We start from the raw sequence: 16,250 nt of genomic DNA, 5'->3' as shown, positions 1-16,250 counted from the left end.
TCCGACGATCACGGCGTCACCATCAGGTCTGCGGCTTTCCGCCCGCGTACCGGGCGATGATCAGCGCGACCAGGATGATGGCGCCGTAGATCGCGCCCTGCCACTCCGCCGTGACGTGCGCGTAATTGAGCAGGCTGGACACCGAAGACAGCAGCAGGACGCCGGTGAGGGCACCGACGAGGGTGCCCTTGCCGCCGTCGAGCGAGACGCCGCCGATCACCGCCGCCGCGAACACCTGCAGGATCATCCCGGAGCCCTGGTTGGCGCCCAGCGCACCGACGTACCCGGTGTAGGCGAGCCCGCCGATCGCGGCCAGGATCCCGGCGACGACGAACACCGCCCACGCGATCCGGTCGACGCGGACACCGGCCGCCCGCGCGGCTTCGCGGTTGCCGCCGATCGCGTACAGCGCGCGGCCGACGCGGTGGTAGCGCAGCACCCAGCCGGCCACGGCGAACAGCAGCGCGGCCAGCCACACCGACATCGGCAGCCCCGCGAACGTCGTCGTCGCCAGGTTCGTGAACGAGTCCGGCAGGTTGAACAGCGTCTTGCCCTTGGTCGAGCCGACCTGCACGCCGCGCAGCACGGTGAGCATGGCCAGGGTGACGATGAAGGCGTTCAGCTTCAGCTTCACGATCAGGAAGCCGTTGACGAACCCGACCAAAGCCCCGCACAGCGGGATGACCAGCAGGCCGAGCGCGGCGGGCAGTTCGACGCCGAAGCCGGCCGACGCCGCCGGGATCACCACCATCGCGCCCAGCGCGGGCGCCAGGCCCATAGTGGATTCCAGCGACAGGTCGAACTTCCCGGTGATCAGCACCAGCGACTCGCCCAGCACGACCAGCGACAGCGCCGCCGACGCGGTCAGGATGCTGACGATGTTGCTCCAGCCGACGAACGTGTCGTCGACCAGGCCGCCGATCACGAACACCACGACCAGGGCGGGCAGGAGCGCGAGTTCACGCAGCCAGACGGCCTTGCGCCGCCGGGGAGGCGCGGGCAGCGAGGTCTGGGGAGAGGTCATCACGTCGGTCACGAAAGCTCGACTCCTTCGATGTCGGCCACGAGGTCGCCGTCGGACCACCCGGCCTGGTGTTCGGCGACCACGGCCCCGGCGCGCAGCACCAGGACGCGGTCGCTCAGGCGCAGGTCGTCGAGCTCGTCGCTGACGATCAGCACCGCCTTGCCCTCGGCGCGCACCCGGTCGACGACCGCGAGCAGCGCCTCCTTCGACTTCACGTCCACCCCGGCGGTCGGGTTGATCAGCACGACCACCCGCGGGTCGCTCAGCAGCGCCCGGGCCAGCACGACCTTCTGCTGGTTGCCGCCGGAGAGGTCCGACACCGGCTGGTCGGCGCCCGCGGCCACGATGTCGTAGTCCTTCAGCGCCTGCGCCGCTTTCGCGTACCGCGTCGACGGGGACGCGATCCCGCCGCGGCCCAGTTTGTCCAGAATGGACATGGTGGCGTTGTCGGCGATCGAGTGCTCCAGGACCAGGCCCTCGTGGTGCCGGTCGCGCGGCACGCAGCCGATCCCGGCCCGCAGCGCCGCCGGGATGTCGCCGGGCCGCAGCGGCGAGCCGTCGACGCGGATCGTGCCCGCCGACGGCGTCCGCAGGCCGTAGACCGTCTCGGCGACCTGGTGCTTCCCGCTGGCGTTGCTGCCGGCGAGACCCACTACTTCCCCGCGGCGGAGCCGGAAGGAGACGTCCCGGAAGCTGTCGCCGGACAGCCCGTCCACCGCAAGGATCTCCGCGGCGTCCGCGTCGAGCGCCTCCCGCGAAGCGGCGTCCCGGACCGACAGGCCGCCTGGTTCGCCGGTCATCGCGTCGACCAGCTCCGCGCGGCCGACTTCGGCGACCGGTGCGGTGAGCACGTGCTTCGCGTCGCGCAGCACGGTCACCGCCTGGCAGACCTCGTACACCTCGTGCAGGTGGTGGGAGATGAACAGGAACGTCACCCCGCCCGCCTGCATCTGGCGCATCCGCTCGAAGAGCCGCTCGATGGCCTGGCTGTCCAGCTGCGCGGTCGGCTCGTCGAGGACGATGAACCGGGCGCCGTAGGACAGCGCGCGGGCGATCTCGACGAACTGCCGGTCTTCGACCGAGAGGTCTCCGGCCGGGGTGTCGACGTCGACGTGCACGTCCCACGACTCCAGCAGCTCGCGGGCCTTGCGCCGCAACGACTTCCAGCCGATCGAGAACCCGCCGCCGGACTGCCGGTTGAGGAACAGGTTCTCGGCGACGGTGAGCTGCGGGACGACCATCGCGTGCTGGTACACGCAGGCGACCCGCGCCTTCCAGTCGTCCTGCTTGGACAGGGGCGGGGCCGGCTCGCCGCCGAACTCGACGTGCCCGGTGTCCGTGGCGGACAGGCCGGTGAGGATGGAGACGAGCGTCGACTTGCCGGCCCCGTTGCGCCCGACGAGCGCGTGCGACTCGCCGGGGTGCACGGTGAGGCTGACGTCGTGCAGCGCCACGGTCGGGCCGTAGCGCTTCCCGACACCGTGCGCGCTGACCACTCCGGCGGCGGATTCGCCGGCGGGCAGCGCGGTCACAGGTTGTTCCCCCAGAGGGCCTTGTCGTCCACGTTGTCCTTGGTGATGACGGGCGCGGGCAGCTGGTCCTCGAGGATGCCGGGGCTGATCTCCACGATCGTGCTGCCGTGGTCGGTCGGCCCGGCCTTGAACGTCTCGCCCGCCATGGCCTTCTTCAGCCAGTACAGGCCGTACTTCGCGTAGGCGTCGGCCGGCTGGGACACCGTAGCGTCCAGCTCGCCGGCGCGGATCGCGGCCAGCTCCTGCGGGATGCCGTCGTTGGACACGAGCACGATGTGCTTCGGGTCCCCGACCGGGAAGAACAGGTTCTTGCGCTTGAGGGCCTGCTCGGTCGGGGCCAGGTAGACCCCGCCGGCCTGCATGTAGACGCCCTTGATGTCCGGGTTCGCGGTCAGCATGCTGTCCAGGCCGGAGGACGCCTTGTCGGCCTTCCACTCCGCCGGGATCTCCAGCACCTGGATGCCGGGGTACTTCGACTTCATGCACTCGCGGAAGGCTTCCGAGCGGTCGCGGCCGTTGACCGAGGCGAGGTCGCCCATGATCTGCACGACCTTGCCGGACTTGACCTTCTCCCCGATCGCTTCGCACGCCTTGGTGCCGTAGGCCTTGTTGTCGGCCCGCACGACCATGGCGACCTTGCCGCTTTCGGGTGCGACGTCGACGGCGACGACCGGCACGCCCTTGTTCTCCGCCTGCTTGAGCCCGGCGACGATCGCGGCGGAGTCCAGCGGCGTCACGACCAGGCCCTTGACGCCCTGGTTGAGGAAGGTGCCGATGTCGGTGATCAGCTTCGCGGGGTCGCTGTCGGCGTTGACCGTCGGGAGGACGTCGACGCCCTCCTCCTTGGCCATCTTGGGCACGTAGTTGTTGTAGGCCTGCCAGAACGGCGAGGTCAGCAGGGGCAGCGTCGCGCCGACCTTGCCGCCCGCACCACCGCCCGCCGCGGGCGCCGCGGCATTGTCCTTGGTGGACCCGCAGGCGGCCAGTACCAGGCCGCAGGCGGCCACCGCGGCCACCTTGATCGCCCTCTTTTGGAACAGCACAGCGCGCACAGCATCCTCCTTGATGACGGCGGGGAATCAAGTCTTCTAGTCGTGGTGCACGGGGCCGCGAGGACGCAGGCCGTACATGCCGCCGTCGACCGCGAGGGCGGTGCCGGTGGTCGAGGCGGAGAGAGGGCTGGCGAGGTAGGCGATGGCGTTCGCGACCTCGCCGGCGGTCACCAGCCGGCCCATCGGCTGGCGCGCGGCCAGCGCCGCGCGTTCGGCCGCCGGATCTTCGGCGGCGTCGAGCAGGCGGCCGACCCACGGGGTGTCCGCCGTCCCGGGGCACACGCAGTTGACGCGGATCCCGTCGGGCAGGTGGTCGGTCGCCATGGCCAGGGTCAGCGAGAGCACCGCGCCCTTGCTGGCCGAGTAGAGCGCGCGGTTGGGCAGGCCGGCCCAGGCCGCGATGGAGCAGGTGTTGACGATCGCCGCGGACGGCGAGTTCTTCAGGTGCGGCAGCGCGGCGCGGGCGAGCCGGACCATGCCGACGACGTTGACGTCGAACACGCGGTGCCACTCGTCGTCGTCGTTGCCGGTGACATCGCCCTGCGCACCGATCCCGGCGTTGTTGACCAGGATGTCCAGGCGGCCGAAGCGTTCCACGACGGCGTCGATCGCCCTGCGCACTTCGTCGTCGGAGGAGACGTCGCAGCGGAAGCCGTCGTCACCCGGCTTCAGGTCCAGGACCGCCACCTGCGCGCCGCGCTCGGTGAGCAGGTCCGCGGCGGCCTTGCCGATGCCCGAGGCGCCTCCGGTGACGGCGGCCACCAGGCCCTCGAATTCACTCACTGGCGGTCTCCGTCCACTCGGGACCGTCCGGGAACCGGAACCGGCGCAGCGTGGCGTCGTGCATGCGCGCGGAGAACCCGGGTGCGGTCGGGGCGAGGTACCGGCCGCGCTCGACGACGGCCGGGTCGGTGAAGTGCTCGTGCAGGTGGTCGACCCATTCGATCGAGCGGTCCGCGTCGGTGCCGGACACGGCGACGAAGTCGAACATCGACAGGTGCCGGACGAGCTCGCAGAGCCCGACGCCGCCGGCGTGCGGGCACACCGGGACGCCGAACTTGGCGGCCAGCAGCAGGATCGCGAGGTTTTCGGTGAAGCCGCCGACGCGGGCGGCATCCAGCTGCAGCACGGAAATCGCGTTCGCCTGCAGCAGCTGCTTGAAGACCACGCGGTTCTGGACGTGCTCACCGGTGGCGACGCGGATGGGCGCAAGCGCTTTCGCGATCGCCGCGTGGCCGAGGACGTCGTCCGGGGACGTGGGTTCCTCGATCCAGTACGGGTCGTACGGCGCGAGCGCGGTCATCCAGGTGACCGCGGCCTGCACGTCCCAGCGCTGGTTGGCGTCCACGGCGATCCGGACGTCCGCGCCGACGGTCTCCCGGGCGAGCTTCATCCGGCGGACGTCGTCCTCGAGGTTGCCGCCGACCTTGAGCTTGATCATCCCGAAGCCGTCGGCGACGGCCTGCTCGGCCAGCCGCACCAGTTTCGCGTCCGCGTACCCGAGCCAGCCGGGTGACGTGCTGTAGGCGCGGTAGCCGTGCGCTTCGAGCTGCTCGGCGCGTTCGGCCCGGCCGGGTTCGGCGCGGCGCAGGATGTCGAGGGCGTCGGCCTCGGTGAGCGCGTCGGACAGGTACCGGAAGTCGACGAGGGACACGAGTTCCTCGGGGGTCATCCGCGCCGCGAACCGCCAGACCGGCAGGTTCGCGCGGCGGGCGGCGAGGTCCCACGCGGCGTTGACGACGGCCCCGACAGCCATGTGCGCGACCCCCTTTTCCGGGCCCAGCCACCGGAACTGCGAGTCGCCGACGAGGGTGCGGGACAGGTCGCCCAGCGCGGCCGCGTCCTCCGGGACGTCCCGGCCGACGACGTGCGGGGCGAGCGCGCGGATCGCCGCGGCCTGCACGTCGTTGCCGCGGCCGATGGTGAACGCGAGGCCGTAGCCGTCCGGGCCTTCGTCGGCGTGCAGCACGACGTAGGCGGCGGAGTAGTCCGGGTCCGGGTTCATCGCGTCCGAGCCGTCGAGCTCCCTGGACGTCGGGAACCGGACGTCGAGGACCTCCATGCCGATGATCTTCGCCATGGTCAGGCCTGCCTCGCCGTCTGGCGCTGCCGTCCGAGGCCGTCGATCTCGAGCTCGATGACGTCGCCGTCGCGCAGGTACGGCTTCGGGTCCGGCTGGCCGAGGGCGACGCCTTCCGGGGTGCCGGTGTTGATCAGGTCGCCCGGCCGCAGCACCATCACCTGGCTGAGGTGGTGGACGATCTCGGCCACGGTGAAGATCATGTCCTTGGTCGAGGAGTCCTGCTTCTGCTCGCCGTTGACCCACAGCCGCAGGCCGAGGTCCTGCGGGTCCGGCACCTCGCTCGCCGGGACCAGCGCCGGGCCGAGGGGGTTGAAGTTCTCGCAGGACTTCCCCTTGTCCCACTGGCCGGCGCGGAACTGCAGGTCGCGCTCGGAGACGTCGTTGGACACGACGTAACCGGCGACGTATTCGAGCGCTTCGTCGACGCTCTCGAGGTAACGGGCGGTCTTGCCGATGACGACGCCGAGCTCGACCTCCCAGTCGGTGCTCACGGACCCGCGCGGGATGAGCACGTCGTCGCCCGGGCCGACGACGACGTCCGGCGCCTTCATGAAGACGACCGGCTCGGTCGGCGGGGTCGCCCCGGTCTCCTCGGCGTGGCGGCGGTAGTTCATGCCGATGCAGACGACCTTGCCGGGCTGGGCGATCGGCGCGCCGACGCGCAGGCCGGCCACGTCGGCCTCCGGCAGCTCACCCGCGGCGAGCGCGGCGGCGACGCGCGCGATCCCGTCCGCGGCGAGGAAGCCGCCGTCGATGTCGGCGGTGAGGCCGCCCAGTTCGTAGGTGCCGTCGCCGGCCCGCACGAACGGACGCTCGCTTCCCGGTTCTCCGAGGCGCACAAGCTGCACGGATGTTTCCCTTCACCCACACCGAACCCACACCGACCAGACATCCGATGTATATCGCAGTCACGACCACCAATCCAGAGCCATCGCCGAATCGGTCGCAAAATTGATCGGATCAGTATCGGTGCAGGGCCAGGCGACCACGGGGTGTCACCGATCACAGCCGGAATAGCACCGGCCGGCTCCCCGCTGGTCACCGGTGAGGGGTGAAGGGACGGGTATGACCACCACGGCGGAACCTACCGCGCCGAGCCGGCGGGCGCAGCTGAAGTTCGTCCTCGTCCTGGGCGGCCTCACCGCCTTCGGGCCGCTGTCGATCGACATGTACCTGCCCGCCCTGCCCCGGATGGCGGCCGACCTGCACGCGGCGGACAGCACGGTCCAGCTGACCCTCAGCGCGTTCATCGTCGGCCTGGCACTGGGCCAGTTGGTGCTCGGGCCGCTGTCGGACGCGCTCGGCCGCCGCCGCCCGCTGCTCGTGGGGCTCGCGCTGTACGTCGTGGGCTCGGTGCTGTGCGCGGTGAGCCCGGACGCGTGGCTGCTGGTCGCAGCCCGGCTGGTGCAGTCCCTCGGCGCGGCGGCGGGCATCGTGATCGCGCGCGCCACCGTGCGGGACCTGTTCTCCGGGACCGCGATGACGAAGTTCTTCTCGACGTTGATGCTGGTCAGCGGCCTGGCCCCGATCCTGGCGCCGCTGATCGGCGGGCAGCTGCTGACCTGGACGTCGTGGCGCGGGGTGTTCGTCGTGCTGACGGCGTTCGGCGCACTGCTGCTGGCCGTGGTGGTGTTCTTCCTGCCGGAGCCGTCGGCCGTGCGGTCGCCGCTGCGGCTCGGGCCGGTGATGCGGACCTACGGGCGGCTGGCGCTGGACCGCTCCTTCGCCGGGTACGCGCTGGCGGCGGGGCTGCTGTTCGCGTCGATGTTCGCCTACATCTCGGGGTCGTCCTTCGCGCTGCAGGGGGTGTACGGGCTCAGCCCGCAGGCCTACAGCGTGGTGTTCGGGGTCAACGGCGTCGGGATCGTGCTGGCGGGCCAGCTCAACGGCCGCCTGGTCGGGCGGGTCCGTGAACGCGCCCTGCTCCTCTCCGGCCTCTTGCTCGGCGTGATCGGCGGGGCGCTGGTGCTGGCTTCGGTGCTCTTCCGGGCGCCGCTGGCACTGCTGCTGGTGTCGCTGTTCCTGCTGGTGTCGAGCATCGGGCTGGTGATGCCGAACGCGAGCTCGCTGGCACTGGCGTCGCACGCCCGCTCGGCCGGAGCGGCTTCGGCGTTGCTCGGGGTGCTGCAGTTCGTGGTCGGCGCGGTGGCGACGCCGCTGGTCGGCCTGGGCGGGCCGGGGACGGCGGTGCCGATGGCCGCGACCATGGCCGGGTTCGCGGTGCTGGCCTTGGTGGCCTACCTGGCGCTGACCCGCGAGGTCACGGCCTGAGCAGGCGCTCCAGCTCGCCGGCGGCCGGTTCGTGGCCGGCGTCGGCGATGCGCTGCAGTTCGAGGAGGTCCTTCGTGGCGACGGCGCGGCGGGTGAGGAGTTCTCCGGCCCGGTCGCTGCCTTCGTCCAGCAGTTCGCTCAGTTCTTCGACGTCTCCGCGGGCGTCGGCCAGGTCCGCCAGCCGGTCCAGTGCGGTTTCGTTGCCCTCGTCGGCGAGGGCGCGCAAGGTTTCGTGGTCGGTCATGGGGGCAGTCTGCGACCTTGCCCCTGGGGCAGGGTCAAGTGGGAAGATCGGCGGGTGCTCACCATCGGGCAGCTTGCCGGGTATGTCGGGGTCACCGTCAAGACCGTTCGCGTGTACCACGCGAAGGGGCTGCTTCCCGAGCCCGAGCGGGATGCGTCCGGGTATCGGCGGTACCGGGCCGCCGACGCCGTGGAGCTGATCAAGATCCGGACGCTGGCCGAGGCCGGGGTGCCGTTGGCGCGGATCCGGGAACTGCGGTCGGGCGGTGGGGTCGCGGCGGCGCTCCGGCAGATCGACGACGAGCTCGGGGCGCGGATCGAGGCACTGCAGGCCACCCGGTCGCGGCTGCGGCGGCTGGCGTCCGGGCGGTTGTCGCCGTTGCCCGATGAGGTGGTGAGCTTCCTCGGCCGGTTGCCTGGGCTGGGGTTCAGTGAACGGTGGGTGGCGCTGCAGAACGATCTGTGGTTGCTGGTGTTCGCCACACATCCGGAGACTGCGCGGCGGAACTTTCTCGATCAGGCTGCGATGGTCGATGATCCGGGACTGCTTTCGCTGGTGCTCGAGTATGACCGTTTGCACGATGTCGATCCGGATGATCCGCGGGTGGATGCGCTCGCTTTGCGGCTTGTTTCGGCTACGCGGGCGAGGTATGGGGGTGAGCTGCCTGCTTATGAGCCGGGGTCTGCTATTCCTTTGCTGGTTCAGGGGGCGGTCAATGCGTCTTCGCCCGCTTGGCGGCGGATTGATGCCTTGTTGCGGGAGCGGCTTGGGTGAGCTGCGCTTGCAGCTTGCGTTTTCTTCGGCCGCCGGATCCGGGGTGGTCCCCGCCACCCCGGATCCTTGATTGTGACTACGGCCGGCAGCGCCGCGTCAAGGCGGGGAAGCGTGCCTTGACCCGGCGCCGCCGGCCGTGTTCTGGCTTCGGATCGGGGTTGCGGGGGGTCTGGGCTCCTGGTGCGTTCTGTTCTCTGCCGTGGCCCCTCTGCCGCGCCGGTTTGGCTTTGTCTTACGTCAGGGAGGCCAGGTCCGCTGTCTTCAGCTGGTCCGGCGTCACCTTTGTGCTTCCGTCGACCAGTGCTGCCAGTGCGTCGCCGTCGTCCCACATGTTCACGTTCATGGCCGCCGTCACTTCTCCGTTGTGGAGCCAGAATGCCGTGAACTCGCGGGCTTGCAGGTCTCCTCGGACCACCAAGTCGTCCTCGGCCGGGTTCGCCAAGCCTCGGTACTCGCAGCCCAAGTCGTACTGGTCCGTGAAGAAATACGGTGAGGCCTGGTACGGCTCGTTCTCGCCCAGCACATTCTGGGCCACGTGTGTTCCCTGGTCCTTCGCGTTCGCCCAGTGCTCCACTCGGACGCGCCTTCCGTAGCGCGGGTGGAAGTGGGATGCGATGTCGCCCACCGCGTACGTGTCCGGGGCCGATGTGCGCAGGCCCGCGTCCACCGCCACCCCTCCGTCGTCGGCCAGCTCCAATCCCGCCGCGTGGGCCAGCTCCACCCTCGGGGCCGCTCCGACCGCGATCAGGACCACGTCCGCCGGGATCTCCTCGCCGTTGGCCAGACGCACGCCGCTCACGCCTTCCGGGCCTCCCGTGATCTCCGCCACCTGCTCGCCCAAGCGGTAGTTCACCCCGTTCGACACGTGGAGGTCGCGGAACACGCCGCCGATCGTCTCGCCGACCACGTTCGCCAGTGGCACCGGGACCGGGTCGACGACCGTCACCTCCGCGTTGTGCGTTCGGGCCGCCGCGGCCGCTTCGGAGCCGATCCAGCCCGCCCCGACGATCACCACGCGCTCGGCCTCGGCGAACGCCGAGCGCAGCTTGAGCGAGTCGTCGAGGGTGCGCAGCGTGTACAGCCCCGGCAGGTCGCCTCCCGGTACCGGGAGGCGGCGCGGCTCGGAACCCGTCGCCAGGACCAGCCGGTCGTACGGGTACACGCCGTCGGCGTCGTCGAGGACCTGGCGTGCGCCGAGCTCGATGCGGGTTGCCGTGACGCCGGGGCGGAAGCTGATGTCCTTCTCGGCGTAGAACTTCTCTTCGTGCACCCAGTCCGGCTCGTCCGCGTTGCCCAGCAGCACGCCCTTCGAAAGCGGGGGCAGCTCGTACGGGCGGTGCGGATCCGAGCCCAGCAACACGATTTCACCGCTGTAACCGCGTTCGCGCACCGCGGCCGCCGCGGATGCTCCTCCGAGGCCCGCACCGACGATGACGATCCTGCGCGGTTCCGACATCCATACCTCCCAGAAAACGGCTGCTGATCCGGACGCTACTCCCGAACCGGCCGCGCCACGACCCGTGGACTACGCCGAAAACCCGGAAAGCGCAAGACAAAACCCGCGAGTAGGCAGATCGGGTGAACCGGCGTCATAGCGCCGCCGGCGTCCGCTCCCACCCTCGCACGGAGCACGACCACGACAAGGAAGCGAGGGCGGCGACCATGAGTCGGGGCGAGTGGTCGATCGGCTGCCGGGATCTGGCCGGCCGGCGCAGGGACGTGACGGTGTTCGTCAGCAACGACAAGGTGGTGCTGGTCGCGCCGCCGGGGGAGGCGGCGGTGCTCGGGCCGCTCGACGTCGGACGGCTGCGGGCCGCCCTGCGGGATGCGGTCGTGGCGACGGCCGACGAAGACCAAACCTGACAACTACCGTTCCTACTTCCGAGTAGGTTAGAGTCGGCCCCGACGAGAAGGGACCGGCCATGACGACCTACTTCGTGACGGGTGCGACGGGCTTCATCGGGAAACGCCTGGTCGCGCGGCTGCTGCAGCGGCCGGAGACGTCCGCGGTGTACGCGCTGGTGCGGGAGACCTCCCGCGGGCGGCTGGCCACCCTGGCCCGTGACTGGCCGGGCGCGGACAAGCTGCACCCGGTGCTCGGCGACCTCGCCGAACCGCGCCTCGGCGCCGACCCCGCCGGTCTCCCCCACCTCGACCATGTCGTCCACCTCGGCGCGATCTACGACCTCACCGCGGGCGAAGACGCCAACCGGCGCGCCAACGTCGAAGGCACCCGCCACCTGCTGGCCTTCGCCGCCGCGGCGCGGGCCGGGCTGGTGCACCACGTGTCGTCGATCGCCGTGGCGGGCGACCACGCCGGGCGGTTCACCGAAACCGACTTCGACCTCGGCCAGCGCTTCGGCTCGCCGTACCACGCGACGAAGTTCCAGGCCGAGGAGCTCGTCCGCGAGCAGGCCCTGCCCTTCCGCGTCTACCGGCCATCGGCCGTCGTCGGCGACTCGCGCACCGGCGAGATGGACAAGGTCGACGGGCCCTACTACTTCCTGCCCGCCATCTCGCGGCTGGCGGCGCTGCCCGGCCGCCTCCCGCTGGCCGCGCCCGATCTCGGCGCGACGAACCTCGTCCCGGTCGACTACGTCGTCGAGGCGATGGAGTACCTGATGCACCGGGACGCGCCCTCGGGGACGACCTACCACCTCGCCGCCGCGCGCCCGCAGCCGCTGAACGCGGTCTACAACGCCTTCGCGCGCGCCGCGGGCGGGCCGGTGATCCGGGCCGTGCTGCCCGCCCGGCCGTCGGGGGCGCTCCGCCGCGGTGGCGCCCGCGTGGCGCACGCGGCCGCCGCCGGGATCGACCGCCTGCCCGGCGGCCGCGGTGCCCGTGCGGCCGTGCTCGAGGAACTCGGCGTGCCGCTGGCCGTGCTGCCGCACCTGACCATGGCCGTCGACTTCGACACCGCCCGCACCACGACGGCGTTGTTCGGCAGCGGCATCGAGCTCCCCGAGCTGCGCGACTACGCGGGGCCGCTCTACCGGTACTGGCAGGCCCACCTCGACCCCGACCGGGCGCGCCGCACCCACGGCCTGTCCGGGCGGACGGTGCTGATCACCGGCGCGTCGTCCGGGATCGGCCGGGCGTCGGCCCTCGCCGTGGCGCGCAAGGGCGCGAAGGTGATCCTCGTGGCCCGCCGTGCTTCGGAGCTCGAAGAGGTGCGGGCGGAGATCCTCGCGGCCGGCGGCACCGCCGCGGCGTACCCGTGCGACCTCACCGACGGCGACGCCGTCGACGCGCTGGTCAAGGACGTGCTCGGCGACCACGGCGCGGTGGACGTGCTGGTGAACAACGCCGGCCGGTCGATCCGGCGCTCGGTCGCGCTGTCCACCGAGCGCTTCCACGACTTCGAGCGCACGATGGCGATCAACTACTTCGGGCCGGTGCGGCTGATCCTCGGCTTCCTGCCGTCGATGGCCGAGCGGCGGTTCGGCCACGTCGTCAACGTGACGACCCAGGGCCTGCAGACCGACACCCCGCGCTTCTCGGCCTACCTGGCGTCGAAGGCGGCGCTGGAGGAGTTCGGGCTGACGGCCGGGCGCGAGACGCTCTCGGACGGCGTCACGTTCACCTCGGTGCGGATGCCGCTGGTCCGGACGCCGATGATCGCGCCGACCGGCTACCGCGGGATCCCGTCCAGCAGCCCGGAGCGCGCCGCGGCACTGGTGGTGAAGGCGTGCGAGGAGCGGCCGGAGATCCTCAGCCTGCCCGAAGGGCGGGCGGCCGAGCTGGCGACGCTCGCCGCGCCCCGGCTCGCGCGCTTCGCCGCGCACCTGGCCTACCGGGCGATGCCGGAATCCGCGCCCGAAGCACGCGGCCTGCCCCGCCGTTCCGCACCGGCCTCGGTCGCGGCGGCGGTGACCCGGCTTATCTGGCGCCGGCGCGCGTGAATCCACCGAATTCCGCCGAAACGGTGGCACGCGGGCGACGGTACTTCTACCCTCGCGCGAGCGCCGTACATCCGTACGGGCACTAACTGGGGAGTTCGGAATGCCGGTATCCAAGACAGGGCAGCGCCACGCGACCACCGACAAGACGGCCGTGATCGGCACGGCCCGGCGCACCCTCGGGTGACCACCGGCCGGGGCCGGGCACCTGCCCGGCCTCGGTTCCGGACCCGTGCTCAGGGCACGTACTTGCCCACGAAACTGCCGCAGGTGACGACCTGGCCGGTGAGCCGCGCCTGAAGCGCCTTCTCCAGCCCCAGGTACGTGAACACGGGCGTGTCGGCAGGCACCTCGGCCGGTACCGGGCCGCCGGTGGCCAGCAACCGGCTCGGGACCGTCTGGAACAGCACCAGGTAGCCGCCTTCGCGGTCGAGCTCGTCGGCCGTCGCGAGCATCCGCTCGGGCGCGTCGCCGACGATCTCCAGCGGCAGCGGCCACTCCAGCGGGAACGGGTTGCGCAGGCCGAACGCCGGGTAGGCGAACGCGTTGTCCGGCAGCACCGCCGTCCGGGGAGCCGGGAATCGGGTGACGCAGTCGCGGATCTGCTGGACGTACCGGAACGTCGAAGGGTTCGTGCGGATGCCGGCCATCGCCGGGGTGACCGCGCCGAGGTCTTCGGTCAGCCGGTCGTGCCCGAGGTCGAGGTAGGCCGCCTGGTCGTGGCGGGCGACGACGACCCAGCCGCACACCGCCACCGCGGTCAGGCCGGCCGTCGCGGTGACCCAGCGGCGAGCCAGCCGCGGGCGGGGCGGGACCAGGTGGCTCAGCAGCAGCAACGACGTCAGTGCCAGCGTGCCGGTGAGCAGCGTCGGGGTGTCGTTGCCCCAGGACAGGCTGGTCATGAACCCGGTGGCGAGCACGAGCAGCCCCGCCCACGGCACCTGCCGCCGCACGGCCGCGGACACCGGCACGCTGACCGCGACGATCCACCACAGGACGTCCGCCCAGCGCGAGGACCCGGTGAACCGGCCGTCGACGACGGTCCAGACGACCGCGGTGGCTCCCGCGAGCACCAGCACCCAGGACGCCACCCGCCCGGCCACGCCGAGCCGGTCGCCGGGCAGCCGGACGGCGAGCAGCACGACGGCGATCGCGGCGAAGAAGCTCAGCTCCCGCACGGGTGCCCTGGTCAGCACCTCCGGGTCGTCGAGCCACAGGCCGAGCAGCCGCTCGCCGTACGCGGGCACGCCGCCGGTGAGCTGCTCGACCATCTCCGTGAAGCCGCCGCCGAGGCTCACCCACGTCACGTACGCGAGCCCCGGCGCGCCGAGCGCGAGAACGTCCAGCAGCAGCCGGACCGCGCGGCGGGCGCCGGTCCGGGTCGCCGGGTGCAGCAGCAGCCAGAGCACGCCGATCACCGCGGCGAGGGCGAAGCTCTGCTTGACGAACACCGCGCAGCCGAGCAGCACCAGCCCGCCGCGGCGGGCGAGCGCGCGGCCGCTGCGCAGGCCCGCGTCCAGGGCCCAGGCCCCGCACGCGGTGAGCGCGATGCCGTCCACGGTGTGCCAGGCCATCAGCGGGAAGGCGTTGAGGTTGATCAGCGACGCGGCCGCGACCATCGCCGTCATCCCCGGGCCCCAGTCCAGCACCCGGCGCCGGGTGACCAGCGCGGCGAACGCGATCGTGGCCACGATGATCTCGATCATGGACAGGAAGCTGGAGCCGAAGAACAGCGGCATCGGCAGCGCGTAGTCGGCCACGTGCAGCACCGCCGACCCCAGCGGCCGGGCGGAGATGATGTCGGCGTGCGGGACTTCGCCGTGCAGCACGCGCCACGCCTGCGCGAGGATGAAGCCCTGGTCGGAGGGGTGGAAGCCGAACCGGCCGACGCGGAACTCGGTGGCCAGCGCGAGCAGCACCACCCAGCCGGCGTGGATGCTCCGGCGCAGCAGCGGCCGGGCGGGCTTCCCCGGCGGGGGCGCCGTGGCGACGTGCGCAGGACTCGCCACGTCCACGCCGCGCCCGCCTTCCGCTCCCGATCACACCCGGGAAGCGATGGTAGCGGCCGGGGTGGTCACCGGCGCGGACCGCACCACCCGCACCCGGTGGACCACCGCGCTCACCGGCCGCCCACCGGGTACCGCTAGGACTGCCGCACGGCGCCCGTGAACGCTTCGAACGCGTCCATCAGGATCCGGGCGGTGTCCTCGCCGTCTTCGCCGGAGAGGAGCTCGTTCAACTCGAGGCTTTCCGCGGCCACCTTGGCGGCGCGCGGGAACATCGTCCCTTCGAACTCCGCCAGCGCGGCTTCGACGTCGTCCGGGTGGGCGGCGAGCGCGAGGCCGAGTTCGGCGCCGTCGAGCATGGCCAGGTTGGCGCCCTCGCCGTTGGCCGGCATCAGGTGGGCCGCGTCGCCGAGGAGCGTCACCCCCGGTACCCGCTCCCACCGGTGCCCGAGCGGCAGCGTGTAGTGCGGCCGCAGGACGGGGGCGGTGTCGCCGTCGGTGATCAGCGCGGTCAGCTCCGGCGCCCACCCGTCGAACTCCGCGGCGACCCGGGCGGCGGCCGCGGCCGGGTCGGTGAAGTCGACGGCGTCGAACCACGCCAACGGCCGGGTGAGCGAGACGTAGGTGTGCAGCGTGTCCCCGGCCTCGCGGTGGGCGAAGATCCCCTGGTGCCGGGCCGGCGCCATCATCGAGCCGCCGCCGACCGCCTTCGCCGCGGCGGGGTGGCGGGTGTCGGCGTCGAACAGGTAGACCTCGACGAAGGATTCGCCGGTGTACTCGGGTTTCGCCGGCGTCAGCAGCGGCCGGACCCGCGACCACGCGCCGTCGGCCCCGACGAGCAGGGCGGTGGTCACCGTCGTGCCGTCGGCGAAGGCCACCTCGTGGCGGCCGTCGCCGACGGCGCGGACCCCGGTCACCTTGTGTCCCCAGTGGACAGCGCCGGCCGGCAGCGAGTCCAGCAGCATCCGCCGCAGTTCGCCGCGCTGGACCTCGGGCCGCCCGCCGGTGCCGTCGTCGGCCTTGTCCAGCAGCACGGTCCCGTCCCGCTCGAGGATCCGCATCGCCTGCCTGCCCTCCAGGACCAGGCCGCGGAACTCCTCGGTCAGCCCGGCCGCTTCGACGGCGAGCTGGCCGTTGTAGTCGTGGATGTCGAGCATCCCGCCCTGCATCCGGGCCATCGGCGACGGCTCGGCTTCGTACACCGCCGCGGGAATGCCGTGGACGTGCAGGACGCGGGCGAGGGTGAGGCCGCCGAGGCCGGCGCCGATGATCGTGACGTGCATGCGAGCTCCTCCGGGTTCCGGGGTTGACCCCCGAAGGTTCGCGAAGATCGCTGGCGCGGACCGCACACGCAGCTGGCACGCC

14 protein-coding genes are annotated in these 16,250 nt (G+C 71.9%); 4 read left to right on the top strand and 10 right to left on the bottom strand.

From position 1 onward, the window contains the following. Positions 1–22: 22 nt before the first annotated feature. The 6 genes from ABZX11_RS03345 to ABZX11_RS03320 are packed head-to-tail and all read right to left on the bottom strand — an operon-like array spanning position 23 to position 6,539. Entirely contained in the window at positions 23–1,036 is a 1,014-nt protein-coding gene (locus tag ABZX11_RS03345) for an ABC transporter permease (RefSeq protein ID WP_176172275.1), read from the bottom strand. Further along, a complete protein-coding gene (locus tag ABZX11_RS03340; RefSeq protein WP_354909450.1) occupies positions 1,033–2,556 on the bottom strand; it encodes a sugar ABC transporter ATP-binding protein in 1,524 nt (507 codons plus the stop codon). Before ABZX11_RS03340 ends, ABZX11_RS03345 begins: the two co-directional genes overlap by 4 nt. Beyond that, complete coding sequence (locus ABZX11_RS03335; RefSeq protein WP_354909448.1) at positions 2,553–3,608, bottom strand: sugar ABC transporter substrate-binding protein; 1,056 nt, start codon at positions 3,606–3,608, stop codon at positions 2,553–2,555. Before ABZX11_RS03335 ends, ABZX11_RS03340 begins: the two co-directional genes overlap by 4 nt. A gap of 36 nt (positions 3,609–3,644) precedes the next feature. Next, positions 3,645–4,391 (bottom strand): SDR family oxidoreductase, encoded by a 747-nt coding sequence (locus ABZX11_RS03330; protein WP_176172277.1) that lies wholly within the window; start codon positions 4,389–4,391, stop codon positions 3,645–3,647. Beyond that, on the bottom strand, positions 4,384–5,688 hold the full coding sequence (locus ABZX11_RS03325) for an enolase C-terminal domain-like protein (protein WP_354909445.1): 1,305 nt from the start codon (positions 5,686–5,688) through the stop codon (positions 4,384–4,386). The genes ABZX11_RS03330 and ABZX11_RS03325 overlap by 8 nt, the downstream gene beginning before the upstream one ends. A gap of 2 nt (positions 5,689–5,690) precedes the next feature. Next, positions 5,691–6,539, bottom strand: coding sequence for a fumarylacetoacetate hydrolase family protein (locus ABZX11_RS03320; RefSeq protein ID WP_354909443.1), 849 nt, complete (start codon positions 6,537–6,539; stop codon positions 5,691–5,693). Between the two features lie 217 nt (positions 6,540–6,756). On the opposite strand from ABZX11_RS03320, the gene ABZX11_RS03315 reads away from it, so the two are divergent. Then, positions 6,757–7,962, top strand: coding sequence for a multidrug effflux MFS transporter (locus ABZX11_RS03315; protein ID WP_354909440.1), 1,206 nt, complete (start codon positions 6,757–6,759; stop codon positions 7,960–7,962). Here the strand turns inward: ABZX11_RS03315 and ABZX11_RS03310 are convergent. Beyond that, positions 7,952–8,206: a hypothetical protein gene (locus tag ABZX11_RS03310; RefSeq protein WP_176172281.1), complete on the bottom strand. Its 255-nt coding sequence runs from the start codon at positions 8,204–8,206 to the stop codon at positions 7,952–7,954. The two genes, ABZX11_RS03315 and ABZX11_RS03310, sit on opposite strands and share 11 nt — an antisense overlap. Before the next feature lie 54 nt (positions 8,207–8,260). Here ABZX11_RS03310 and ABZX11_RS03305 point away from each other — a divergent pair, with 54 nt between their 5' ends. Then, the gene (locus ABZX11_RS03305; RefSeq protein ID WP_354909436.1) at positions 8,261–8,980 is read left to right on the top strand and encodes a MerR family transcriptional regulator; all 720 of its coding nucleotides are present in this window, start codon (positions 8,261–8,263) and stop codon (positions 8,978–8,980) included. A gap of 232 nt (positions 8,981–9,212) precedes the next feature. Here ABZX11_RS03305 and ABZX11_RS03300 read toward each other — a convergent pair whose 3' ends face one another. After that, on the bottom strand, positions 9,213–10,436 hold the full coding sequence (locus tag ABZX11_RS03300; RefSeq protein WP_354909434.1) for an FAD-dependent oxidoreductase: 1,224 nt from the start codon (positions 10,434–10,436) through the stop codon (positions 9,213–9,215). A gap of 206 nt (positions 10,437–10,642) precedes the next feature. On the opposite strand from ABZX11_RS03300, the gene ABZX11_RS03295 reads away from it, so the two are divergent. Both ABZX11_RS03295 and ABZX11_RS03290 read left to right on the top strand, forming a co-directional pair. Beyond that, positions 10,643–10,843, top strand: a complete 201-nt coding sequence (locus ABZX11_RS03295; protein ID WP_176172284.1) for a hypothetical protein — start codon at positions 10,643–10,645, stop codon at positions 10,841–10,843. A 59-nt stretch (positions 10,844–10,902) separates the two neighbouring features. After that, positions 10,903–12,882: an SDR family oxidoreductase gene (locus ABZX11_RS03290; protein WP_354909431.1), complete on the top strand. Its 1,980-nt coding sequence runs from the start codon at positions 10,903–10,905 to the stop codon at positions 12,880–12,882. Between the two features lie 233 nt (positions 12,883–13,115). Here the strand turns inward: ABZX11_RS03290 and ABZX11_RS03285 are convergent, their stop codons facing one another. Both ABZX11_RS03285 and ABZX11_RS03280 read right to left on the bottom strand, forming a co-directional pair. Further along, positions 13,116–14,894, bottom strand: coding sequence for a hypothetical protein (locus ABZX11_RS03285; RefSeq protein ID WP_176172285.1), 1,779 nt, complete (start codon positions 14,892–14,894; stop codon positions 13,116–13,118). A 128-nt stretch (positions 14,895–15,022) separates the two neighbouring features. Beyond that, a complete protein-coding gene (locus tag ABZX11_RS03280) occupies positions 15,023–16,168 on the bottom strand; it encodes an NAD(P)/FAD-dependent oxidoreductase (protein WP_354909428.1) in 1,146 nt (381 codons plus the stop codon). Positions 16,169–16,250: the final 82 nt, after the last annotated feature.

Source organism: Amycolatopsis sp. NPDC004169 (assembly GCF_040610315.1).
GTDB lineage: Bacteria > Actinomycetota > Actinomycetes > Mycobacteriales > Pseudonocardiaceae > Amycolatopsis.
Note: the sequence above shows the minus strand (reverse complement) of the source record. Positions and strands in the feature narration are given on the sequence as shown.